This window comes from Enterobacter sp. RHBSTW-00593 (assembly GCF_013784105.1).
GTDB classification, from domain to species: Bacteria; Pseudomonadota; Gammaproteobacteria; order Enterobacterales; family Enterobacteriaceae; genus Enterobacter; species Enterobacter ludwigii.
This window is the reverse complement of record NZ_CP056393.1, coordinates 4,346,140-4,367,270: the sequence shown is the minus strand read 5'-3', so window position 1 is coordinate 4,367,270 and position 21,131 is coordinate 4,346,140. Positions and strand designations below refer to the sequence as shown.

Below are 21,131 nucleotides of genomic sequence, written 5' to 3'. Positions count from 1 at the left end.
ATGTGAAAACGCTAACAAGAAAAATCTCCCGCACTGCCATCACCATGGCGCTCGTTATCCTCGCGTTCATCGCTATTTTCCGCGCCTGGGTCTACTACACCGAATCACCGTGGACGCGTGATGCACGCTTTAGCGCTGATGTCGTGGCAATCGCCCCCGACGTGGCGGGTCTCATCACTGCGGTCAATGTCCACGATAACCAGCTGGTGAAAAAAGATCAGGTACTGTTCACCATCGACCAGCCGCGTTATCAGAAAGCGTTAGAAGAAGCCGAAGCGGATGTGGCCTATTATCAGGCGCTGGCTTCCGAGAAACGTCGTGAGGCAGGTCGCCGTAACCAACTGGGTGTTCAGGCGATGTCCCGCGAAGAGATTGACCAGTCCAATAACGTCCTGCAAACCGTGCTGCATCAGCTGGCCAAAGCGCAAGCGACGCGCGATCTTGCCCGGCTCGATCTTGAGCGCACCGTGATCCGCGCACCAGCCGATGGTTGGATCACCAACCTGAATGTTTATGCCGGGGAATTTATCACCCGCGGCTCAACCGCCGTGGCGCTGGTTAAACAGAACTCCTTCTACGTGCTCGCCTATATGGAAGAGACCAAACTGGAAGGCGTGCGTCCGGGGTTCCGGGCTGAAATTACGCCGCTTGGCAGCAATCGTGTGCTGAAAGGCACCGTCGACAGCGTAGCCGCGGGGGTCACTAACTCCAGCAGCTCTAACGATACTAAAGGGATGGCGACGGTGGATTCCAACCTGGAATGGGTACGTCTGGCCCAGCGTGTGCCGGTGCGTATCCATCTGGATGAACAGCAGGGCAATCTGTGGCCTGCCGGGACCACGGCGACGGTGGTGATCACCGGTGAAAAAGACCGTGACGCCAGCCAGGACTCTATCTTCCGTAAAATTGCCCATCGCCTGCGCGAGTTTGGTTAATCGTTATGGGTATCTTTTCCATCGCCAGCCAGCACATTCGCTTCGCCGTTAAGCTGGCGTGTGCCATTGTGCTGGCGCTGTTTGTCGGCTTCCACTTTCAGCTGGAAACCCCCCGCTGGGCCGTACTGACGGCGGCGATTGTCGCGGCAGGGCCTGCCTTTGCTGCGGGCGGGGAACCTTACTCCGGGGCGATCCGCTACCGTGGGATGCTGCGCATCATTGGGACATTTATTGGCTGTTTCGCCGCACTGACCATCATCATATTGATGATCCGCACGCCGCTGCTGATGCTGATGGTGTGCTGTATCTGGGCGGGCTTCTGCACCTGGCTCTCGTCGCTGGTGAAGGTGGAGAACTCCTACGCCTGGGGGCTGGCCGGTTATACCGCGCTGATTATTATCATCACCATTCAAAGCGAACCGCTGCTTGCCCCACAGTTTGCCGTAGAGCGCTGCAGTGAGATTGTCATCGGTATTGTCAGTGCCATTGTCGCTGACCTGCTTTTCTCTCCTCGCTCCATTAAGCAGGAAGTGGATCGTGAACTGGATGCGCTGATTGTTGCCCAGTATCAGTTGATGCAGCTCTGTATTAAGCATGGTGACAGCGAAGAGGTGGATAAAGCCTGGAGCGCTCTGGTGCGCCGCACCACGGCGCTGGAAGGGATGCGCAGCAATCTGAACATGGAGTCTTCGCGCTGGGCCCGTGCCAACCGCCGCCTTAAAGCCATCAACACCGTCTTCTTAACGCTGATTACCCAGGCGTGTGAAACCTATCTGATCCAAAACACCCGCCCGGACGCGGTAACCGATACCTTCCGCGAGCTGTTTGCGGAGCCGGTGGAAACCGTGCAGGACGTACACAAACAGCTTAAACGCATGCGCCGGGTCATTGCCTGGACCGGGGATCGTGATACGCCAGTGACGATCTATACCTGGGTCGGGGCCGCGACGCGCTACCTGTTGCTGAAACGCGGTGTGATCAGTAACACCAAAATCAGCGCGGTGGAGGAAGAGGTGCTGCAGGGTGAAGTGGTGATCAAGGCAGAATCCGCCGAACGCCATCACGCGATGGTTAACTTCTGGCGAACAACGCTTGCCTGTATGCTCGGCACGCTGTTCTGGCTGTGGACCGGCTGGACCTCCGGCAGCGGCGCGATGGTGATGATCGCCGTCGTTACCGCGCTGGCGATGCGTCTTCCAAATCCGCGCATGGTGGCCATTGATTTCCTGTTCGGCACAATTGCTGCACTGCCGATTGGCGCGTTCTATTTTCTGGTGATCATTCCCTCGACCCAGCAGAGCATGTTACTGCTCTGTATTAGCCTCGCGGTGATGGCGTTCTTTATCGGAATCGAAGTGCAAAAGCGCCGGCTGGGTTCATTGGGTGCCCTGGCTAGTACGATTAACATCATTGTGCTGGATAACCCGATGACCTTCCATTTCAGCCAGTTCTTAGACAGCGCCTTAGGTCAGCTGGTGGGCTGTTTCCTGGCGATGATGGTCATTCTGCTGGTGCGGGATAACTCTCAGGCACGGACGGGCCGCGTGCTGTTGAATCAGTTTGTCTCGGCTGCCGTGTCGTCCATGACCACCAATACCGCGCGTCGCAAAGAGAACCACCTGCCGGCGCTCTATCAGCAGCTGTTTTTACTGCTGAACAAGTTCCCGGGTGACATCGCCAAGTTCCGTCTGGCCTTGACCATGATTATCGCGCACCAGCGTTTACGTAATGCCCCCGTGCCCATCAATGACGATCTGTCGGCTTTCCACCGCCAGCTGCGTCGGACGGCCGACCACGTGCTTTCCGCCTCCAGCGATGACAAACGACGTCGTTACTTTAAGCAACTGCTTGAAGAGCTGGATATCTACCAGGAGAAGCTGAAAGTCTGGGAAGCACCGCCTCAGGTGACAGAGCCGGTAGGACGGCTGGTGTTTATGCTGCATCGCTATCAGAACGCCCTTACGGATAACTGACTGAAGTAAAAAAGCCGACGCCAAAAGCGTCGGTTTTTTTGTGGCTATACTTATTCCAGCATGCTCTTACATTCAGGAAGGGAGGACACATGACAACCCAGGCGCTTCAGGACAATCACCTTTTTCAGACCGGTTATCTGGTCAACGGCATATGGAAAATGCTGGATACGACGTTTGATGTGCTGAACCCGGCTACTGGTGAGGTCATCGCCAGAGTAGCCAAAGCCGGCAAAGCAGAAACCGAAGACGCCATTGCCGCGGCGGCCAAAGCCTTCCCGGCATGGCGCGCCAAAACCGCGAAAGAGCGTTCGGCAATTCTCTACCGCTGGTACGAACTGATCATTGAGAACAAAAGCTGGCTCGGGCGTTTAATGACCACCGAACAGGGCAAGCCCCTGAAAGAAGCGGAAGGCGAGGTGGAATACGCCGCGAGTTTTATCCAGTGGTTCGCCGAAGAGGCCAAGCGCGCGAACGGCGAAATTATTCCACCGATCAAACCGGGCTCCCGCATCCTGGCGACCCGCGAGCCCATCGGCGTGGTTGCGGCGATTACGCCGTGGAACTTCCCGATGGCCATGCTCACCCGTAAATTAGGTCCGGCGCTGGCGGCAGGGTGTACCGGGGTAATCAAACCGGCAAATAACACACCTCTCAGCGCCTTCGCGCTGCTTACGCTGGCAAAACAGGCCGGCGTACCGGATGGGGTACTCAACGCCGTAGCCGGGAATACGCATGAAATCAGTGACGCGATTATGGCGAGCCATGAGGTGCGGAAAATCTCCTTTACCGGCTCGACTTCCGTCGGCAAAACGCTGGTGCGTAACGCCGCAGAAACCATGAAGAAAGTGTCGATGGAGCTGGGAGGCAATGCGCCGTATATCGTCTTTGAAGATGCGGATATCGAGGCTGCCGTTAAAGGGGCTATCGCCAATAAATTCCGCAATGCCGGCCAGGTCTGCGTCAGCGTTAACCGTTTCTATATCCAGGAAACCGTCTACGACAAATTTGTGAATAAGCTTGCCGATGCGGTGAAGGTCCTGAAGGTCGGGAATGGTCTGGAAGAGGGCGTCATCGTGGGGCCGCTGATCGAATCCTCCGCCGTCGATAAGGTACGTGAACACGTTGAAGATGCCGTGGCCCGGGGTGCGACCGTTCTGGCGGGCGGTAAACCCCATTCGCTTGGCGGCAATTTCTGGATGCCAACTGTCCTGGGCGATTGCCATGAAGGCATGAAACTGGCTGAAGAAGAGACGTTTGGCCCGGTTGCGGCCTGCTTCCGTTTTACCTCGGAAGATGAGGTTATCCAGCGTGCCAACAACACGCCATATGGCCTGGCGGCTTACTTCTATACCCAAAATCTGGCACGTGTCTTCCGCGTGTCGCAGGCCATCGAAAGCGGGATGATAGGAATTAACGAATGTGCCGTCTCCACAGAGCTGGGGCCGTTTGGTGGGGTAAAAGAGTCTGGCCTTGGGCGTGAAGGGTCCGTGCTGGGACTGGAAGAGTATCTGGAAGTCAAAACCCTGCATATTGGGGGATTATAATAATCAGGGCGGCGCAGGCCGCTCGCCTGGACTGGGTGACTGGCAATGAAAACCTATACCTTTGATTTTGACGAGATCGACAGTCAGGATGACTTCTATCGTGAATTTATCCGGGTGTTTGATCTTGAACGGGAAAGCGTCACCAATCTGGACACGCTGTGGGACGTGGTGACCGGCAGCCTGCTGCCGTTACCGCTGGAAATTGAGTTTATCCATCTGCCCGAAAAGTTGCGCAGACGGTTTGGCGCACTCATTTTGCTGTTTGATGAAGCGGAAGAAGAGCTGGAAGGGCAGCTACGTTTCAACGCGCGCCATTGATCAAGCCATAAAAAAGCCCCTGACCAGAAGGCCAGGGGCAAGTCGTATGATGAGATACGACGAGGGTTTATTTATACAGTTGAGCCGTTGCATGCCAGTGGTCACCCTGGTTCAGCTCGGTGACGCGATAGCTGCTGGCGCCTGCTTTTTCAGCTTTAGCGGCCAGTGCCTGACGGATATCCATTGGAGAGCCGGTAACGGACGTCACAGACACACTCCCCATAGACTGCAGATTCTGCGCCTGGTCAGCGTTCACTTGCTGTACGGCGGCACTTGCGCCGAAAGAGAGAACGGATGCCAGACCGAGGGTTGCGATGATGAATTTGGTTTTCATAGTTTTTGCTCCTGAATAGGGTTTTTGCTCAACGGCGAGAAGGGTTGAACTGCTATTTTTATGCCTGGTGCCGTTGAGTAGAGATTTTGGTCTTCAGTTATTACTAAAACTTATTTGTACAGCTCAGCGGTGGCGTGCCAGTGGTCACCTGAACGCGCTTCAATGATGCGATAAGATGACGCACCTTGTTCTTCCGCTTTTTTGTTCAGCATCTCATGCATGTCCATTGGAGACGTGCCGATTGCGCCGACGGAAACCGTACCGATTGCCTGGCGGGATTGTGCCTGCTCGGCATTGATAGCGTCAGCGGCGAAAGCACCGAATGACAGGACAGACAGGACGCTGAGCGCCGCTACAGTAGTTTTGATTTTCATGATTCTTTACCTCGTCGAATTTTTAGTGGGGCCTTTGTTTCGTGACCCTCATCACAAAATCAAGTATACACTAATAACGGTAAAAATTAATACCAGACTAATTGTTTCTGTTGTTATTACGTATTAACTAACCTGTTTTTTATAACCTAATGGCATAAAATTGTACGTTTATTGTTCAGGTCGTGGCTGTATATCTAAGAAAATCATATGGATATCAGCTTTTGATTTTTTGTGCGATTTTTTGATTTATCATTCACCAAGTGAATGTTAATGGGCGGTAAAAAGCACTATTTGTTAAAGTAAAGGGCGGGATAAAACAGGGGTAAACGCGGCAGAAGCAGAATGATCCCCGCAGCAGGACGCCACGGGGAGGGTAATCAGAGTTCCTGTTCGAACAGGTCCAGAATCGCTTCGTAGAGATCTTTCACTGAGAAGCCATTGGCGGGGGTAGTGAAGATGGTATCGTCACCCGCAATCGTCCCAAGGATGCCTTTGGGCTTACCCAGCGAGTCCAGCATACGTGCAATCAACTGTGCAGCACCCGGGCTGGTATGGATCACGACAACGGCATCGTTGTAATCGATATCGAGAACCAGATTCTTCAACGGGCTGGAGGTGGTTGGCACGCCAAGTTCTGCAGGCAGGCAGTAGACCATCTCCATTTTGGCGTTACGCGTACGTACCGCACCAAATTTGGTTAACATGCGGGAGACTTTCGACTGGTTGATGTTATCGAAGCCTTGTTCCTGTAAAGCCTGAACAATTTCTCCCTGAGAACTGAATATCTCTTCTTTGAGTAGCGCTTTAAACGCCTTCACTAAATCTTCTTGCTTAGACGAGCTTCGCATAAGTCACCCGGAATATGACGAAAGAAACAACATTATTATGCATGTGGATGAATTTTTATGCAAATTATCTGCCAGCGGTTAGGCTGAAATAATGTTATGAAAGGGAGTGATTTTATCAGATTTCGTTATCAGAAAACATGCCTGGGTCACGGCAAGCAAATAAGCTTAAAAGTAAATTAAATGTTATCAAAATGATGTTGTTTTGGTGGCGTGGCAGGGTGTATTGTAACCCCCTCTTAATTCGTTGTCGTCTGTCGTCAGATAGCCTTCTGGTGAGAGATAAAGTCGCGCGACCTCAAATTATTTAGTGACGAAAATTGTAATTAATTACCTGCTGAATTATGGTCGCCGCAACGGAGTTACAGATACTTAAGTTAACCATAATAAGGAGTTTAGGATGAAAGTCGCAGTCCTCGGCGCTGCTGGTGGTATCGGCCAGGCGCTTGCCCTACTACTGAAAACCCAACTGCCTTCAGGCTCAGAACTCTCCCTGTACGATATTGCTCCGGTAACCCCAGGTGTGGCGGTTGACCTGAGCCACATCCCGACAGCTGTGAAAATCAAAGGCTTCTCCGGTGAAGATGCTCGTCCTGCCCTGCAGGGCGCGGACGTGGTGCTGATCTCCGCTGGCGTGGCGCGTAAGCCAGGCATGGATCGTTCAGACCTGTTCAACGTCAACGCGGGTATTGTGAAAAACCTGGTGCAGCAGATTGCTGAAACCTGCCCGAAAGCGTGCATTGGTATCATCACCAACCCGGTGAACACCACGGTTGCTATCGCGGCAGAAGTGCTGAAAAAAGCCGGTGTTTACGACAAGAACAAACTGTTCGGCGTGACCACGCTGGACATCATCCGTTCCAACACCTTCGTGGCTGAACTGAAAGGTAAACAGCCTTCAGAAGTTGAAGTGCCGGTTATCGGCGGTCACTCTGGTGTCACCATTCTGCCTCTGCTGTCGCAGCTCCCTGGTGTTAGCTTCACCGAGCAGGAAGTGGCTGACCTGACCAAACGCATCCAGAACGCGGGCACCGAAGTGGTGGAAGCGAAGGCGGGTGGCGGTTCTGCAACCCTGTCTATGGGCCAGGCGGCGGCACGTTTTGGTCTGTCACTGGTTCGTGCACTGCAGGGCGAGAAAGGCGTTGTTGAATGCGCGTATGTTGAAGGCGACGGCGAACACGCTCGTTTCTTCTCTCAGCCGCTGCTGCTGGGTAAAAACGGTATCGAAGAACATCAGCCGATTGGCAAGCTGAGCGCGTTTGAACAGAACGCGATGGAAGGCATGCTGGATACGCTGAAGAAAGATATCACTCTGGGCGAAGAGTTCGTTAACAAGTAAAACGGATGTCCCCACAGGCCGGGTAAGCCGTCATGCCGCCCGGCAAAAAAAACGGAGCAATGCGCTCCGTTTTTTTATGCCTGTCAGTTGGTGGCCGGGTATTCCTGAATCGTCACCTGCAGCGTCAGCTTCTTATCGTTACGCATGACTTCAACCGGGATGATAGAGCCAGGACGGATCTCCGCAACCTGATCCATGGTCTCCAGCGCCGATACCGCTGGTATGCCGTTGACCGACACGATGACATCATTAACCTGAATTCCCGCGTTAGCCGCCGGGCCGCCAGGCGACACTTCGTTGACCACGATGCCCTGAATCTGATCGATACCGCCGCCCTGCGAATGCATAGGCGCAATTTCACGACCGCCAATACCAATATAACCGCGGATCACACGGCCATCGCGGATCAGCTTATCCATGATCTTGGTCGCCAGCTGGAATGGAATGGCGAACCCAATCCCTTCCGGCGTCTCACCGTCATTGCTTTTATCGAACGAGAGGGTATTGATACCCATCAGTTCGCCCAGCGAGTTGACCAGCGCACCGCCGGAGTTACCGTGGTTGATGGACGCATCGGTTTGCAGGAAGTTCTGCCGTCCCGACGGGTTGAGGCCAATGCGACCGGTGGCGCTGATAATCCCCTGCGTGATCGTCTGGCCCAGGTTATAAGGGTTACCGATAGCCAGCACGACGTCGCCAATATGAGGGGTTCGTTTACGGTTAATAGGAATAACCGGTAAACCGCCCGTGGCGTTGATCTTCAAAACAGCCAGGTCGGTCAGGCTATCCGAGCCCACCAGCAGGGCCTCAAACACGCGGCCATCCTGCAGGGCAACGATGATCTGGTCGGCATCGTTAATCACGTGTTTGTTGGTAATGATGTAGCCGCGCTCGTCCATAATTACCCCGGAGCCGAGAGTGCGGATCTCCAGCTGGTTATGGGCTGAGCTATTGAGGCCACGGTTATAAACGTTAACCACGGCAGGCGCGGCACGGCGAACGGCCTGGTTGTAGGTCGCAGGCGTTTCATCCGCACTGTCGAACTGAGGCACCGACAGCTTATTGAACTGGCGTAAAGACGGCATGACGACCAGCAGCAGGCCGGCAACAATCAAACCGATGACAATTGAACGAAAGAGCTTTAAAAGCATGATGCGCGTGTCGTTAATAAAGGAACGATTTGCAGCATAACATGAGTTATCCGGACATCACACGCAGCGGTGATGTCCGGAATCGCAAATGCTTAGCGCAACAGAATATAGATAGACTCGTTGCCGCGCATAACCTGCAGGGCAATGACCGCCGGTTTGCTTTCCAGCACCTTGCGCAGTTCTGCGATGGATTGCACGCGATTGCGGTTCACGCCGATGATCACATCATCCTGATGCAATCCGGCCTGCGCGGCAGGGCTGCTCTTCTCGACGGTATCGACGCTAATCCCTTTCGTCCCGTCTTTCAGCTGCCCATCGCTCAGCGTTGCCCCTTGCAGCGCCGGGGCGATAAGCTCCGCGCTGGCAGAGGATGAGGTGCTCTTATCAAGCGTCACTTCGACATCCAGCGGCTTACCATCACGAATCAGGCCTAACTTCACTTTGGCACCCGGTTCGGTGGTGGCAATACGCGAGCGCAGTTCCGCAAAGCTGCTCAGCGGTTTATCGTTCAGGCTGACAATCACATCGCCCGACTTCACGCCAGCTTTTGCCGAGCCGGAGTTTGGCAGCACTTCACTGACAAACGCACCGCGCTGCACATTGATGTTGAACGCTTTCGCGATGTCAGCGCTCATCTCCATCCCTTTGATGCCCAACAGCCCGCGTTTGACCTCACCGAACTGAATGAGCTGCTGCGCCAGCGTTTTGGCCATATTGCTGGGGATAGCAAAACCGATGCCGATACTGCCGCCGCCCGGCGCCAGGATAGCGGTGTTAATCCCAATCAGCTCGCCGTTGAGATTGAGCAATGCCCCGCCGGAGTTCCCGCGGTTAATTGAGGCGTCGGTCTGGATAAAGTTTTCCAGGCCTTCCAGATTCAGACCGCTGCGACCCAGCGCCGAGATTATCCCGGAGGTAGCGGTTTGCCCTAAACCAAACGGATTCCCCACGGCGACGGCAAAATCACCAACACGCAGTTTATCGGAGTCCGCAATGGCAATTTGAGTCAGATTGCTCGGGTTTTGCACCTGCAGCAGTGCGATGTCGCTCTGGTCATCGCCGCCAATCAGTTTGGCCTCAAACTCACGCCCATCGTTGAGCTGTACGCTGATTTTATCGGCCTGACTGATAACATGATTGTTGGTCAGAATATAACCTTTGGCCGCATCAATAATGACGCCAGAACCCAGACCTTCAAAAGGCTGCGCCTGCTGGTCGGGCGACTCATCGCCAAAATATTTTTTCAGTTCTTCAGGTACGCGTTGATTTTGTAATGCCGTGCCTTCTACCTGCACGCTCACTACCGCAGGCAGAACTTTTTCCAGCATTGGCGCAAGGCTTGGAATTGCCGCCTGGCCGGGTACCTGGGAAGGCAGGGCGGCAGATGCAGGGAAGGACGCCGAGAGAGATAACCCGACACTTAACGCTATAGCGCTCAACAGCTGGTTTTTTTTCTTCATCGATGCTGACTCTCGTAACCTGGAATAAAGGAAAAACGGCCCTAAAACACGTTGATGTTATTGAATTTTAAACCGCTGAACAATGAAGTGCTTAATCAATAATAGCTGGGGTCATGAAGAAAGGACGGGCGCAATAGCAGCGCCCGTAAAATAAATTCAGGTTGTGCGATTAATCGCGTTTTGCACCGCCGCGCAGCAGGCCAGACGCGCCATCTGAATAGTCGCGTGGCATCTGAACAGGGGCCTGATCGTTACCGGCTTCAGAGTCGGCCAGACGGTTACGGAATGGATTGGATTCCGCGGTCATTTCTGGCAGCAGGCTGCTGGAGCTTTTTGCCATATGTTGATAGAGCTGACGATAGTCGGTCGCCATGTTGTCCAGCAGCTCGGCGCTACGGGCAAAGTGGCTGACCAGCTCTTCACGATACTCTTCCAGTTCGGCTTTGTTCTTTTCCAGTTCGTACTGCAGTGACTGCTGCTGACGCAATTTGCGATTACCGAAACGCATGGCCACAGCACCAATGACGATGCCGACGACTAAACCGATTAGCGCATATTCCCAGGTCATGAACTTCTCCCGTTGTCTTGTTGTTCCGTAGGGTGTTGGCTCGGCTCCTGCCTGTGCCTGATATTGCCACTATAACCGCTATTTCCGCAGAAGTGGAATCCTGACGTATCATCGCGTAGTGTAGAACGGCCTTTTTTTCATCAGTCACGTCTGCTGGTGAGTATTATTTGAAGGAATAACAATACGTTTATGCAAAACCTGTCCCCTGCATCGCGATACCAACTTGCCCTAAATGAGGGTACACATCAGCCGGATGACGTTCAGCGTGAAGCGGTGAATCGTCTGGATACGATTTATCAGGAGCTCACGGCAAAACCTGCAGAGGGTGAACAGAGCGGTGGGTTGAAGGCGGCTCTGGGGCGGTTGCTCGGAAAAAAAGAGCCACAGACTCATGCGCCGGTGCGCGGTTTGTATATGTGGGGCGGCGTCGGGCGCGGGAAAACCTGGCTGATGGACCTCTTTTATCTGAGCCTGCCGGGTACCCGTAAGCAGCGTCTGCATTTCCACCGCTTTATGCTGCGGGTTCACGAAGAGCTGACGGCACTGCAGGGCAAAAGCGATCCGCTGGAGATTGTGGCCGACAGGTTCAAGGCGGAAACGGACGTACTCTGTTTTGACGAGTTTTTTGTCTCCGATATTACCGACGCCATGCTGCTGGGTGGCCTGATGAAAGCGCTGTTCGCGCGCGGGATAACGCTGGTGGCGACCTCGAATATCCCGCCGGATGAGCTTTACCGCAATGGCCTGCAGCGCGCGCGTTTCCTGCCCGCTATTGATGCCATCAAACAGCACTGCGACATCATGAATGTTGATGCCGGGGTGGATTACCGCCTGCGTACCTTAACTCAGGCGCATCTGTGGCTCTCTCCCTTAAACGATGAGACCACGCAGCAGATGGATAAACTGTGGCTGGCGCTGGCGGGGGCAAAACGGGCTCATGCCCCTGAGCTCGAGATTAACCATCGCCCGCTGCAAACCCTGGGTGTCGAAAATCAAACCCTGGCCGTCTCCTTTGCAACGCTCTGTGTGGATGCCCGCAGCCAGCATGACTACATCGCGCTCTCGCGCCTGTTCCATACCGTGATGCTGCTCAACGTGCCGGTCATGACGCCGCTGATGGAAAGCGAAGCGCGCCGCTTCATTGCGCTGGTCGATGAGTTCTATGAGCGTCACGTGAAGCTTGTGGTCAGCGCCGAGGTACCTTTATATGAGGTGTATAAAGGCGAGCGGCTGAAGTTTGAGTTCCAGCGCTGTCTGTCGCGCCTGCAGGAGATGCAAAGCGAGGAGTATCTTAAGCTTCAGCATATGCCATAAATGCGACCTTCTCCCTGTGGGAGAGGGGCTGGGGGTGAGGGCGGCAGACCGCAAAAACCTTACCCCCGAAAAACCCGCCTCGAATCACATTTAAGGGTCGATCTTTGACCTCAACTTCTCTATAATCTTGCGACCCCACGTTACGAGAAGGTTTTTTTCCCGAAACTTTCTATGTGTCGGCATTAGCTATTCGAAGGGGTAGGTTTGCCGGACTTTGTCGTGTGAACCTCAACTGACTAAACGTTTGGGTGTTCACCAACGTGTAACTTATTATTTGGGTAAGCTTTTAATGAAAACTTTTACAGCTAAACCAGAAACCGTACAGCGCGACTGGTATGTTGTTGACGCGACCGGTAAAACTCTGGGCCGTCTGGCTACTGAACTGGCTCGTCGCCTGCGCGGTAAGCATAAAGCGGAATACACTCCGCACGTTGATACGGGTGATTACATCATCGTTCTGAACGCAGATAAAGTTGCTGTAACCGGCAACAAGCGTACAGACAAAATGTACTACCATCACACTGGCCACATCGGTGGTATCAAAGAAGCGACCTTTGAAGAGATGATTGCTCGCCGTCCTGAGCGTGTGATTGAAATCGCGGTTAAAGGCATGCTGCCAAAAGGCCCGCTGGGTCGTGCTATGTTCCGTAAACTGAAAGTTTACGCAGGTAACGAGCACAACCACGCGGCACAGCAACCGCAAGTTCTTGACATCTAATCGGGATTATAGGCAATGGCTGAAAATCAATACTACGGCACTGGTCGCCGCAAAAGTTCCGCAGCTCGCGTGTTCATCAAACCGGGCAGTGGTAAAATCGTAATCAACCAACGTTCTCTGGAACAGTACTTCGGTCGTGAAACTGCCCGCATGGTAGTTCGCCAGCCGCTGGAACTGGTTGATATGGTAGAAAAACTGGATCTGTACATCACCGTTAAAGGTGGTGGTATCTCCGGTCAGGCAGGTGCGATCCGTCACGGTATCACCCGCGCTCTGATGGAGTACGACGAATCCCTGCGTTCTGAACTGCGTAAAGCTGGCTTCGTTACTCGTGACGCTCGTCAGGTTGAACGTAAGAAAGTGGGTCTGCGTAAAGCACGTCGTCGTCCACAGTTCTCCAAACGTTAATCCTTTTCTGCTTACGCAGAAACGATTGGCGAAAAACCCGCTTCGGCGGGTTTTTTTTTATGGATAATGTGCAGGTTATCCACAGCATCACTGCATATATCTTCTCTTTTTCCACATTTCCAGAATCCCCTCACCACAAAGCCATCAAAATCTGGTAAACTATCATCCAATTTTCTGCCCAAATATCGGTGAATACTCGTTTTTTGTTCGATTCTTGAACAATGTGTTTTCTCTGGGATGGGCGATACAACATCTGGCTGGCCCTGTTTGGGCTGGTAGCAGTAAAAATTCTGAATATACCTGGAGGTTTTCATGGCTGTCGCTGCCAACAAACGTTCGGTAATGACGCTGTTTTCTGGTCCTACTGACATTTATAGCCATCAGGTTCGTATCGTGCTGGCCGAGAAGGGTGTCAGTTTTGAGATCGAGCATGTGGAAAAGGATAACCCGCCTCAGGATCTGATCGATCTCAACCCGAGCCAAAGCGTACCGACGCTGGTGGATCGCGAGCTGACCCTGTGGGAATCCCGTATCATTATGGAATATCTGGATGAGCGTTTCCCGCATCCACCACTGATGCCTGTTTACCCTGTTGCACGTGGTGAAAGCCGCCTGTACATGCAGCGTATCGAAAAAGACTGGTACACGCTGATGAACGTTATCGTCAACGGTTCCTCTTCTGAAGCAGACGCTGCACGTAAGCAACTGCGTGAAGAGCTGCTGGCGATTGCCCCTGTGTTTGGTCAGAAACCATTCTTCCTGAGCGATGAGTTCAGCCTGGTAGATTGCTACCTGGCGCCGTTGCTCTGGCGTCTGCCAACCCTGGGCGTAGAGTTCAGCGGTCCGGGCGCGAAAGAGCTGAAGGGCTACATGACTCGCGTATTTGAACGCGATTCTTTCCTGGCATCTTTAACTGAACCGGAACGTGAAATGCGTCTCGGCCGAGGCTAATGACTGTGGAAATGTCACAACTTACCCCACGCCGTCCGTATCTGCTGCGCGCCTTCTATGAATGGCTGCTGGATAACCAGCTCACGCCGCACCTGGTTGTGGATGTGACGTTGCCGGGCGTGCAGGTTCCTATGGAATATGCACGTGACGGGCAGATCGTACTGAACATCGCGCCGCGCGCGGTGGGTAACCTTGAACTGGCCAACGACGAAGTGCGCTTTAACGCGCGTTTCGGCGGTGTGCCGCGTCAGGTTTCTGTACCGCTGGCTGCGGTGCTGGCGATTTATGCGCGTGAAAACGGTGCAGGCACCATGTTTGAGCCGGAAGCGGCTTATGACGAGGATGTTGTCGGCCTCAATGACGAAAACGGCGCTTCGGAAAACGAAAGCGAAACGCTGATGTCGGTCATTGAGGGTGACAAGCCCGATCACAATGACGATCCTGATGACGATCCGCCGCCGCGCGGAGGCCGTCCGGCACTGCGCGTTGTGAAGTAGTAAAAGCATTTTTATCGACTATCCAGTTAGTTATTCAGACTAGCTGGATTTTTTATGTCTTTTTATGTCAAAACGTTTAATAAAGTAAATTATATACATCCCTTCTTTTTTGCCTGTCCCCACCGATCGGATAATTTCAAGCTATATCTCCGCTGAATATAATATGTCGTTTTAAAGCTATATACACTCTTATAAATAAATATCGCTTATTGATAACGTTATTCTAAATACATAAATTAATTTTTCTAAATTGCTTGTATTTATAAAGATTATATTATCTACGCATGCTCTCAAGCATGACGATAAACAGTATGGGATAAATTTATTTATCCCTGCTGTATTTAATATTGCAATTACTCATATGTTAAGGAATAACAAGTGAAAAAGGTTTTACTCGCTACTGCGCTCTCTCTCTGTGTGACATCCGCTTTTGCGGCTAACCCGACTGCCGTTCTGAAAGTCAAAGGTACGCTGACTAATTCAGCCTGTACGCCTCAGTTAAGCAACGGCGGAACGGTTGACTACGGCACAATTAGTTTGGGTGGTTTAAGCTCAACGGCAGTTAACCAGCTGGGCCAGAAAGACATCGATCTGACTATTACCTGCACCGCAGCAACAAAAGTGTCCTGGAATATGATTGACGATCGCGCTGATTCTAACGCGAAACTCACCGTTGAGAATGGCGTGTTTGGTGGTGGTTCTAATTCGTCTGAAAGCCAGACTTACGGTGTAGGTAAAACAACAGGTGCAACACCAGTGAACATCGGAACTTACTCGCTGTTCGTTAAAACTGACAGCGTGATGGCTGACGGCGCTAAAGTTGACCCAATTTACCAGCAGAATGCTACGGGTAACTGGTCGAAGAGCACCAACGGTACAACTCAGGGCGATAACTATCGTGATTTCACCGTTGCAACTGTTGGCACCCTGGCTCCACTGGCGTTCCAGACCGCAACCTTCCCACTGGTGACCTCTCTGGCGATCCAGGATACCACCACGCTGGCGATCACTGATGACACCCAGCTTGATGGTCAGGTGACTATCAGCCTGCGTTATCTGTAAGACTTTTAATCGAGTAAACGTAATTTAATTAACCGGAGAGTAAATGCGCTGCATTTACTCTCTTTTTAACGGCGCGATAAACATGGACTGTTCTGTTGTTGCTTTCAAGGAGATATTATTATGCATTGTTTAAAATCTACTTTATTTAACACGCTGATTACTGCCGCGTTATTATCTGCCAGTGTTGCTGTACATGCAGAAGGCATGGTGCCTGAAACCAGTCTGTTAATCATTGATGAAGCGACGCACAGTGGAACGATTAACGTCAAGAATACCGATTCGCATCCTTCACTTTTATATACAAATGTCGTTGACCTGCCGGACGATACCGGTCTTAAGCTTATTGCAACGCAGCCGGTAGTACGTCTTGAGCCAGGTCAGACGCAGCAGCTGCGCTTTATTCTTCAGAACAAACAGCCATTGGATGTAGAGCATTATAAACGCGTCACATTCGACGGTATTCCGCCTAAAAACGATGATAAAAAAATAAAGATTGGCATTAACATTCGCCAGGATATCCCCGTGCTTATTCGTCCGGCATCCCTGGGTGTGGTCACTGATGCCTGGAAGTTCCTGAAGTGGTCCTCAAACGGCACATCCGTCACCGTAAACAATCCCAGCAAATATGTGGTCCGTCTTGGGCAGAACGTGATGCTGCTGCCTTCAGGGGTGAGTGCCTCTCTGTCCAAAACCTACATTCTTCCTGGCGAAACGCTAACGGCTGATATGAGTAAGAAAGTCAGTGGTGACAGCAGCGTTAAGTTTTTCCCGGCCAGCCGCTATGGCGTTGAGGTCCCGAGCTTTACGTCGGAATTAAATTAATAAAATAGGGATATGACGGTGAGTAAACAAAGCCGCCTTGCACTTTGTGTCCGCGCCATTCTTTGCCGCACATTACCTCTGGTGTTACTTGATTCAACATCCGTACTGGCGAGGGAGGTCACCTTCGACACGGGGATAATGCAAACGCTGGGGTTGAATAAAGATCTCAACCATTACTTCGCAGAAGCACCGCGCTTTTTACCCGGAACCCACTCCGTTTCGGTGAAGGTCAACGGGAAAGAACGAGGAATGGCTGCAGTTCGTTTCAACAAAGACGGCATGCTTTGCTTTGATAACGATCTCATGGAGTTTGCTGGGCTGATGCCTGTGTCAATAAAGTCCGGTGAGGAGTGTCATGATATTCGGGATAACTATCCTAAAGCCGTCATCAACGCCTTGCCTAACCAGGAGGCCGTTGAACTCTATCTGCCAGCTGAAGCGGTGAACAGTCTGTCGTCGGATATCAAAAACTTCCAGCATGGCGGAACGGCGGCGCTGCTGAACTATTCATTGTTCAGCACCCATAACGACTATGGTGACAATGACAGCAGCCGCTACTCTCAGGCCAGCCTGGAAGCCGGATTCAACACGATGGACTGGGCATTGCGCAGCCGTTATATCCTGACGGATGACGACGGTAGCCGAAATGCCGAAAGCATTTACACCTATGCAGAGCATGTCTTTACCGCGCAAAAAATGACGATGCAGGTGGGTGAAATCAACGCCATGTCTAACGTGTTGAGCGGGGTGCCGATTACCGGCGTTCAGTTTATGCCGACCAGCGGTCTGGCGAGAGCAAGCTCTGGCGTGAGCGTTTCCGGTATTGCCCAGTCTTCCCAGGCACGTGTCGAAATCCGCCAGAACGGTCAACTGGTCTTCAGTACCCTTGTGCCAGCCGGCCCCTTCACGCTGGATGACGTGCCCGTGGTTCGCAACAATGTGGGTCTGGACGTCTCGGTGGTGGAATCCGACGGCGCAACTAACCGTTTCATCGTCCCGGCGTCTCAGGTAAGGGCGCGCAACCTTTCACGCCCGCAGGGTCTAACCCTTTCTGTAGGTCAGGTGCGCAGCATCGACAGCGACTATAACGATCCGCTGGTGATGAACATCTCTGACGGCTGGCGTGTCTCTCCGTGGATGAATCTCCTGGCTTCAGGTGCCGCTGCGGAAAACTATCAGGCGGCAGGCGGCAGGACAGAGTTCCTGGTAAGCGATGACTGGACCCTTTCAACGGGGGCGGCAGTCAGCAATGCGAGCTTTGGTGACAGCAGCAGCGGGGTAAAAACCGAGCTGCAAAGTGATTACATCCTGAACGAGTACGTCGGTCTTTCAGGCAGTGCGACGCATTACAGCGGAGAGTACCGCGAACTGGCTGATGCGATGGATGATGATTATCAGGGATACGACAACACCTATTCCGGCAACGTTCGCTTCTCCTCCCCTCTGGCGGGGGTGTTTAGCGCAGGGTTCAACTACAACCAGACCAGCGGTGACGGCGAAGATTCACGTTACCTCTTGCTGTCATGGGGCAAGACCTTTACGTACGCGTCAGTATCCATGAACTGGCAAAGTGCGGTCGGTAATGTCGATGACGATCAGGACAATGAGATGTTCTACGTCAACGTGAGCATCCCGCTCGGCGGCAGTCAGTCCATCAGTACCTATATGCGTAAACAGGGTGATAGCACCTCCTATGGCGCGTCTAACAGCGGCTCGCTGGGAGACAATACGAACTATTACATCTCAGCCGATCGCGATCAGGATTCGAAAGACAACAGCTTCAACGGCAACATCAACACTAACCTGCGCTATACGCAACTGAGCGTGGGGGGCGGAACCAGTGGGGATAATCAGCGGAACTACAATGCGACATTGTCGGGTGGCGTGGCCATGCATAAAGAGGGTGTGACTTTCTCGCCGTATACGATTCAGGACACCTTCGCGATTGCCAGACTGAGCGAGAAGAAGAGCGGCGTTGAAATCTCCACTCCGCAAGGTACCGTCTGGACCGATCCATGGGGCCAGGCCGTGGTACCTTCACTCAACGAATGGCATAACTCCCGCATAGAAATTGATGCTAATAAGCTGCCGCAGAGTATGACGCTGGCTAACGGCACGAAATATATTGCCGCAGGCCATGCCTCGGTCAGCGAGATTGATTTCAAAGTACTTAACAGCCGCCGCGTCATGCTAAGCGTTAAGCAGGCTGACGGTCAGCCCCTGAGTAAAGGGATCTCGATTGTTGATGAGAAAGGTAACTATATCGTGACCACGGTTGATGATGGCCACGTCTTTATTAACGATGCCGATCAGCTGAGCGCGCTCTACGCGCTAGACGGTGACAATAACCGACTGTGTAAGATTGATTACACCCTGGCTGATAAGCGTGACGAAAATGCCTTCTATGAAGAAGTGAACGGAGTCTGCCGATGAACAGTCGACACTTATCGGGCTTAGTGGCCTTGCTGATGCTCGGCGTGACAGGAATAACCCATGCTGAAGAGTGCCAGCTCAGTCTCTCACAGCCGGTGGTGGATTATCATGAGATGCGCCGGGATACGATCGAAACGACGCAGCAGGACTGGCATAAAATGGCCGATCGTGACATCACGGTAAATGTTTTTTGCCCTCAGTCTCAGCAGATGGCGGTGATACTGCGCGGTACAGCGGGAGATAAGGGGCGGTTTCTTTTTGGGCAGTCCGGCGGTGTCGCAGTCAAAATTGACAACATGACCGTCGATGGCAAAAGTTACACCGTGGGTAAAACGGTCGATCAGCTGAATTTTACGCCGGAAAACGGTACACCGACGCCGTTCTATCTGCGTAATAACGAGGCGGTGATTGCGCTTGAGAATAACCAGGTCCCTTCCGGCCAGCAGATGAGTTTCAACGTAACGCTCTCACCGGTTCTCAACGAAAGCGCGTTCAGCCATCTGACAGATCAAACTACGCTGGAAAGTGATTTGACCTGGAGCTTATTGACGAAGTAACCCTTCTTTTTGCGGCACCACAGAAAAGCGGAGCTGCAGGGGGAAAATCAAAGGCGGTTAACCGCATAAAAAAAGCCGGATGGTATTTGCCATCCGGCTTATTTCTTACACTTCCAGGTAGTTCAGAATACCGTCAGCGGCTTTACGGCCTTCGGCAATCGCGGTAACGACCAGGTCGGAACCGCGAACGATATCACCGCCAGCAAAGATTTTCGGGTTGCTGGTCTGGAACGCGTTTTCGTTGCCTTCCGGCGCAATAACACGACCCTGAGAGTCCAGCTCTACGCTGTGCTTCGCCAGCCACTCCATGCTGTGAGGACGGAAACCGAACGCCATTACTACGGCATCGGCCGGGATCACATGCTCGGAACCTGCCACGATCTCTGCGCGACGACGACCTTTCGCATCCGGCGCACCCATCTCAGTGCGCGCCATTTTCACGCCGCTCACTTTGCCGTTGGCATTCACTTCAATACCCAGAGGCTGGATGTTGAACTGGAATTCCACGCCCTCTTCACGCGCGTTTTTCACTTCGCGTTTAGAGCCCGGCATGTTCTCTTCGTCACGACGATAGGCGCAGATCACGTGTGCCGCATTCTGGCGAATGGAGGTACGCACGCAGTCCATCGCGGTATCACCCCCGCCCAGCACCACCACGCGTTTGCCTTCCATGCTGACATACGGCTCATCGGCGGTTTCGCCATAGCCCATGATCTGTTTGGTATTGGCAATCAGGAACGGCAGTGCGTCGAATACGCCCGGCGCATCTTCGTTCTCCAGACCACCGCGCATGGACTGATAGGTTCCCACGCCCAGGAAGACGGCGTCGTAATCCTTCAGCAGGTCGTCGAGCTGCACGTCGCGACCGACTTCCACGTTCAGTTTGAACTCAATGCCCATACCGGTGAAGATTTCACGGCGACGGGTCATGACCTCTTTTTCCAGCTTGAAGGCCGGAATACCGAAGGTCAGCAGACCGCCGATTTCCGGATGGCGGTCAAAGACCACGGCCTTCACGCCGTTACGGGTCAGAACGTCCGCACAGGCCAGGCCCGCCGGGCCCGCACCGATGATCGCCACACGCTTGTCGGTTTGCTTCACGCCGGTCATATCCGGACGCCAGCCCATTTCGAAGGCTTTATCGTTGATATAGCGTTCGATATTACCGATGGTCACCGCGCCAAATTCGTCGTTCAGCGTACAGGAACCTTCGCACAGACGGTCCTGAGGACACACGCGGCCGCACACTTCCGGCAGGGTGTTTGTCTGGTGAGACAGCTCGGCAGCTTCAAAAATACGTCCTTCGTTGGCCAGTTTCAGCCAGTTCGGGATGTAGTTATGGACCGGACATTTCCATTCGCAGTAAGGGTTACCGCAGGACAGGCAGCGGTCTGCCTGTGCTTTGGCCTGGCCTTCTGAAAACGGCTCATAGATTTCTACAAATTCAATTTTACGGATCTTCAGCGGTTTTTTTGGCGGATCAACACGCTGCAGGTCGATAAACTGGTATACGTTCTGGCTCATCTGA

The 21,131-nt window shown here is 52.9% G+C and carries 22 protein-coding genes; 14 read left to right on the top strand and 8 right to left on the bottom strand.

From position 1 onward, the window contains the following. Window positions 1–2 precede the first annotated feature (2 nt). From aaeA to HV242_RS20930, 4 genes are all read left to right on the top strand, one after another. Window positions 3–935, top strand: coding sequence for a p-hydroxybenzoic acid efflux pump subunit AaeA (gene aaeA, locus HV242_RS20945; protein WP_020883509.1), 933 nt, complete (start codon window positions 3–5; stop codon window positions 933–935). A 5-nt stretch (window positions 936–940) separates the two neighbouring features. Then, entirely contained in the window at window positions 941–2,908 is a 1,968-nt protein-coding gene (aaeB, locus tag HV242_RS20940) for a p-hydroxybenzoic acid efflux pump subunit AaeB (RefSeq protein WP_050737339.1), read from the top strand. Between the two features lie 89 nt (window positions 2,909–2,997). Then, window positions 2,998–4,452: an NAD-dependent succinate-semialdehyde dehydrogenase gene (locus HV242_RS20935; RefSeq protein WP_050737338.1), complete on the top strand. Its 1,455-nt coding sequence runs from the start codon at window positions 2,998–3,000 to the stop codon at window positions 4,450–4,452. 45 nt (window positions 4,453–4,497) lie between these two features. Next, window positions 4,498–4,770 (top strand): barstar family protein, encoded by a 273-nt coding sequence (locus HV242_RS20930; RefSeq protein WP_014171850.1) that lies wholly within the window; start codon window positions 4,498–4,500, stop codon window positions 4,768–4,770. Window positions 4,771–4,837: 67 nt separating this feature from the next. Here the strand turns inward: HV242_RS20930 and yhcN (HV242_RS20925) are convergent, their stop codons facing one another. The 3 genes from yhcN (HV242_RS20925) to argR all read right to left on the bottom strand — a co-directional run bounded on the left by yhcN (HV242_RS20925) (window position 4,838) and on the right by argR (window position 6,326). Beyond that, the gene (gene yhcN, locus HV242_RS20925; protein ID WP_014171849.1) at window positions 4,838–5,104 is read right to left on the bottom strand and encodes a peroxide/acid stress response protein YhcN; all 267 of its coding nucleotides are present in this window, start codon (window positions 5,102–5,104) and stop codon (window positions 4,838–4,840) included. A 110-nt stretch (window positions 5,105–5,214) separates the two neighbouring features. Next, complete coding sequence (gene yhcN, locus HV242_RS20920) at window positions 5,215–5,478, bottom strand: peroxide/acid stress response protein YhcN (RefSeq protein WP_014171848.1); 264 nt, start codon at window positions 5,476–5,478, stop codon at window positions 5,215–5,217. Between the two features lie 377 nt (window positions 5,479–5,855). Then, window positions 5,856–6,326: a transcriptional regulator ArgR gene (gene argR / locus HV242_RS20915; RefSeq protein ID WP_014171847.1), complete on the bottom strand. Its 471-nt coding sequence runs from the start codon at window positions 6,324–6,326 to the stop codon at window positions 5,856–5,858. A 397-nt stretch (window positions 6,327–6,723) separates the two neighbouring features. Here argR and mdh point away from each other — a divergent pair, with 397 nt between their 5' ends. After that, the gene (gene mdh, locus HV242_RS20910; protein ID WP_050737337.1) at window positions 6,724–7,662 is read left to right on the top strand and encodes a malate dehydrogenase; all 939 of its coding nucleotides are present in this window, start codon (window positions 6,724–6,726) and stop codon (window positions 7,660–7,662) included. Window positions 7,663–7,745: 83 nt separating this feature from the next. On the opposite strand, the gene degS is transcribed toward mdh, so the two are convergent. From degS to zapG, 3 genes are all read right to left on the bottom strand, one after another. Beyond that, entirely contained in the window at window positions 7,746–8,813 is a 1,068-nt protein-coding gene (gene degS / locus HV242_RS20905) for an outer membrane-stress sensor serine endopeptidase DegS (protein WP_025202907.1), read from the bottom strand. Window positions 8,814–8,905: 92 nt separating this feature from the next. After that, window positions 8,906–10,273 (bottom strand): serine endoprotease DegQ, encoded by a 1,368-nt coding sequence (gene degQ / locus HV242_RS20900; protein WP_014171844.1) that lies wholly within the window; start codon window positions 10,271–10,273, stop codon window positions 8,906–8,908. A gap of 169 nt (window positions 10,274–10,442) precedes the next feature. Then, complete coding sequence (zapG, locus tag HV242_RS20895; protein WP_014171843.1) at window positions 10,443–10,841, bottom strand: Z-ring associated protein ZapG; 399 nt, start codon at window positions 10,839–10,841, stop codon at window positions 10,443–10,445. Between the two features lie 189 nt (window positions 10,842–11,030). Here zapG and zapE point away from each other — a divergent pair, with 189 nt between their 5' ends. The 3 genes from zapE (at window position 11,031) to rpsI (ending at window position 13,281) form a co-directional block, all read left to right on the top strand. Beyond that, the gene (gene zapE / locus HV242_RS20890) at window positions 11,031–12,155 is read left to right on the top strand and encodes a cell division protein ZapE (protein ID WP_040018734.1); all 1,125 of its coding nucleotides are present in this window, start codon (window positions 11,031–11,033) and stop codon (window positions 12,153–12,155) included. A 289-nt stretch (window positions 12,156–12,444) separates the two neighbouring features. After that, a complete protein-coding gene (gene rplM, locus HV242_RS20885; protein ID WP_003860434.1) occupies window positions 12,445–12,873 on the top strand; it encodes a 50S ribosomal protein L13 in 429 nt (142 codons plus the stop codon). A gap of 15 nt (window positions 12,874–12,888) precedes the next feature. Next, window positions 12,889–13,281: a 30S ribosomal protein S9 gene (gene rpsI / locus HV242_RS20880; protein ID WP_003860436.1), complete on the top strand. Its 393-nt coding sequence runs from the start codon at window positions 12,889–12,891 to the stop codon at window positions 13,279–13,281. Window positions 13,282–13,292: 11 nt separating this feature from the next. On the opposite strand, the gene HV242_RS20875 is transcribed toward rpsI, so the two are convergent. Then, window positions 13,293–13,595 carry a hypothetical protein gene (locus HV242_RS20875; protein WP_136342246.1) on the bottom strand — a complete coding sequence of 101 codons (303 nt, stop codon included), beginning with the start codon at window positions 13,593–13,595 and terminating at the stop codon, window positions 13,293–13,295. On the opposite strand from HV242_RS20875, the gene sspA reads away from it, so the two are divergent. The 6 genes from sspA (at window position 13,594) to HV242_RS20845 (ending at window position 19,603) form a co-directional block, all read left to right on the top strand. Further along, window positions 13,594–14,232: a stringent starvation protein SspA gene (gene sspA / locus HV242_RS20870; RefSeq protein WP_014071978.1), complete on the top strand. Its 639-nt coding sequence runs from the start codon at window positions 13,594–13,596 to the stop codon at window positions 14,230–14,232. The genes HV242_RS20875 and sspA overlap by 2 nt on opposite strands. Window positions 14,233–14,237: 5 nt before the next feature. Next, window positions 14,238–14,729 carry a ClpXP protease specificity-enhancing factor gene (gene sspB, locus HV242_RS20865; RefSeq protein ID WP_025202910.1) on the top strand — a complete coding sequence of 164 codons (492 nt, stop codon included), beginning with the start codon at window positions 14,238–14,240 and terminating at the stop codon, window positions 14,727–14,729. A gap of 378 nt (window positions 14,730–15,107) precedes the next feature. After that, entirely contained in the window at window positions 15,108–15,791 is a 684-nt protein-coding gene (locus tag HV242_RS20860) for a DUF1120 domain-containing protein (RefSeq protein ID WP_014171839.1), read from the top strand. A gap of 120 nt (window positions 15,792–15,911) precedes the next feature. Next, entirely contained in the window at window positions 15,912–16,613 is a 702-nt protein-coding gene (locus HV242_RS20855; RefSeq protein WP_050737336.1) for a fimbria/pilus chaperone family protein, read from the top strand. 12 nt (window positions 16,614–16,625) lie between these two features. Next, complete coding sequence (locus HV242_RS20850) at window positions 16,626–19,046, top strand: fimbrial biogenesis usher protein (RefSeq protein WP_063858575.1); 2,421 nt, start codon at window positions 16,626–16,628, stop codon at window positions 19,044–19,046. After that, on the top strand, window positions 19,043–19,603 hold the full coding sequence (locus HV242_RS20845; RefSeq protein WP_032680188.1) for a DUF1120 domain-containing protein: 561 nt from the start codon (window positions 19,043–19,045) through the stop codon (window positions 19,601–19,603). Before HV242_RS20850 ends, HV242_RS20845 begins: the two co-directional genes overlap by 4 nt. 105 nt (window positions 19,604–19,708) lie before the next feature. On the opposite strand, the gene HV242_RS20840 is transcribed toward HV242_RS20845, so the two are convergent. Next, complete coding sequence (locus HV242_RS20840) at window positions 19,709–21,127, bottom strand: glutamate synthase small subunit (protein WP_014171835.1); 1,419 nt, start codon at window positions 21,125–21,127, stop codon at window positions 19,709–19,711. Window positions 21,128–21,131 lie beyond the last annotated feature (4 nt).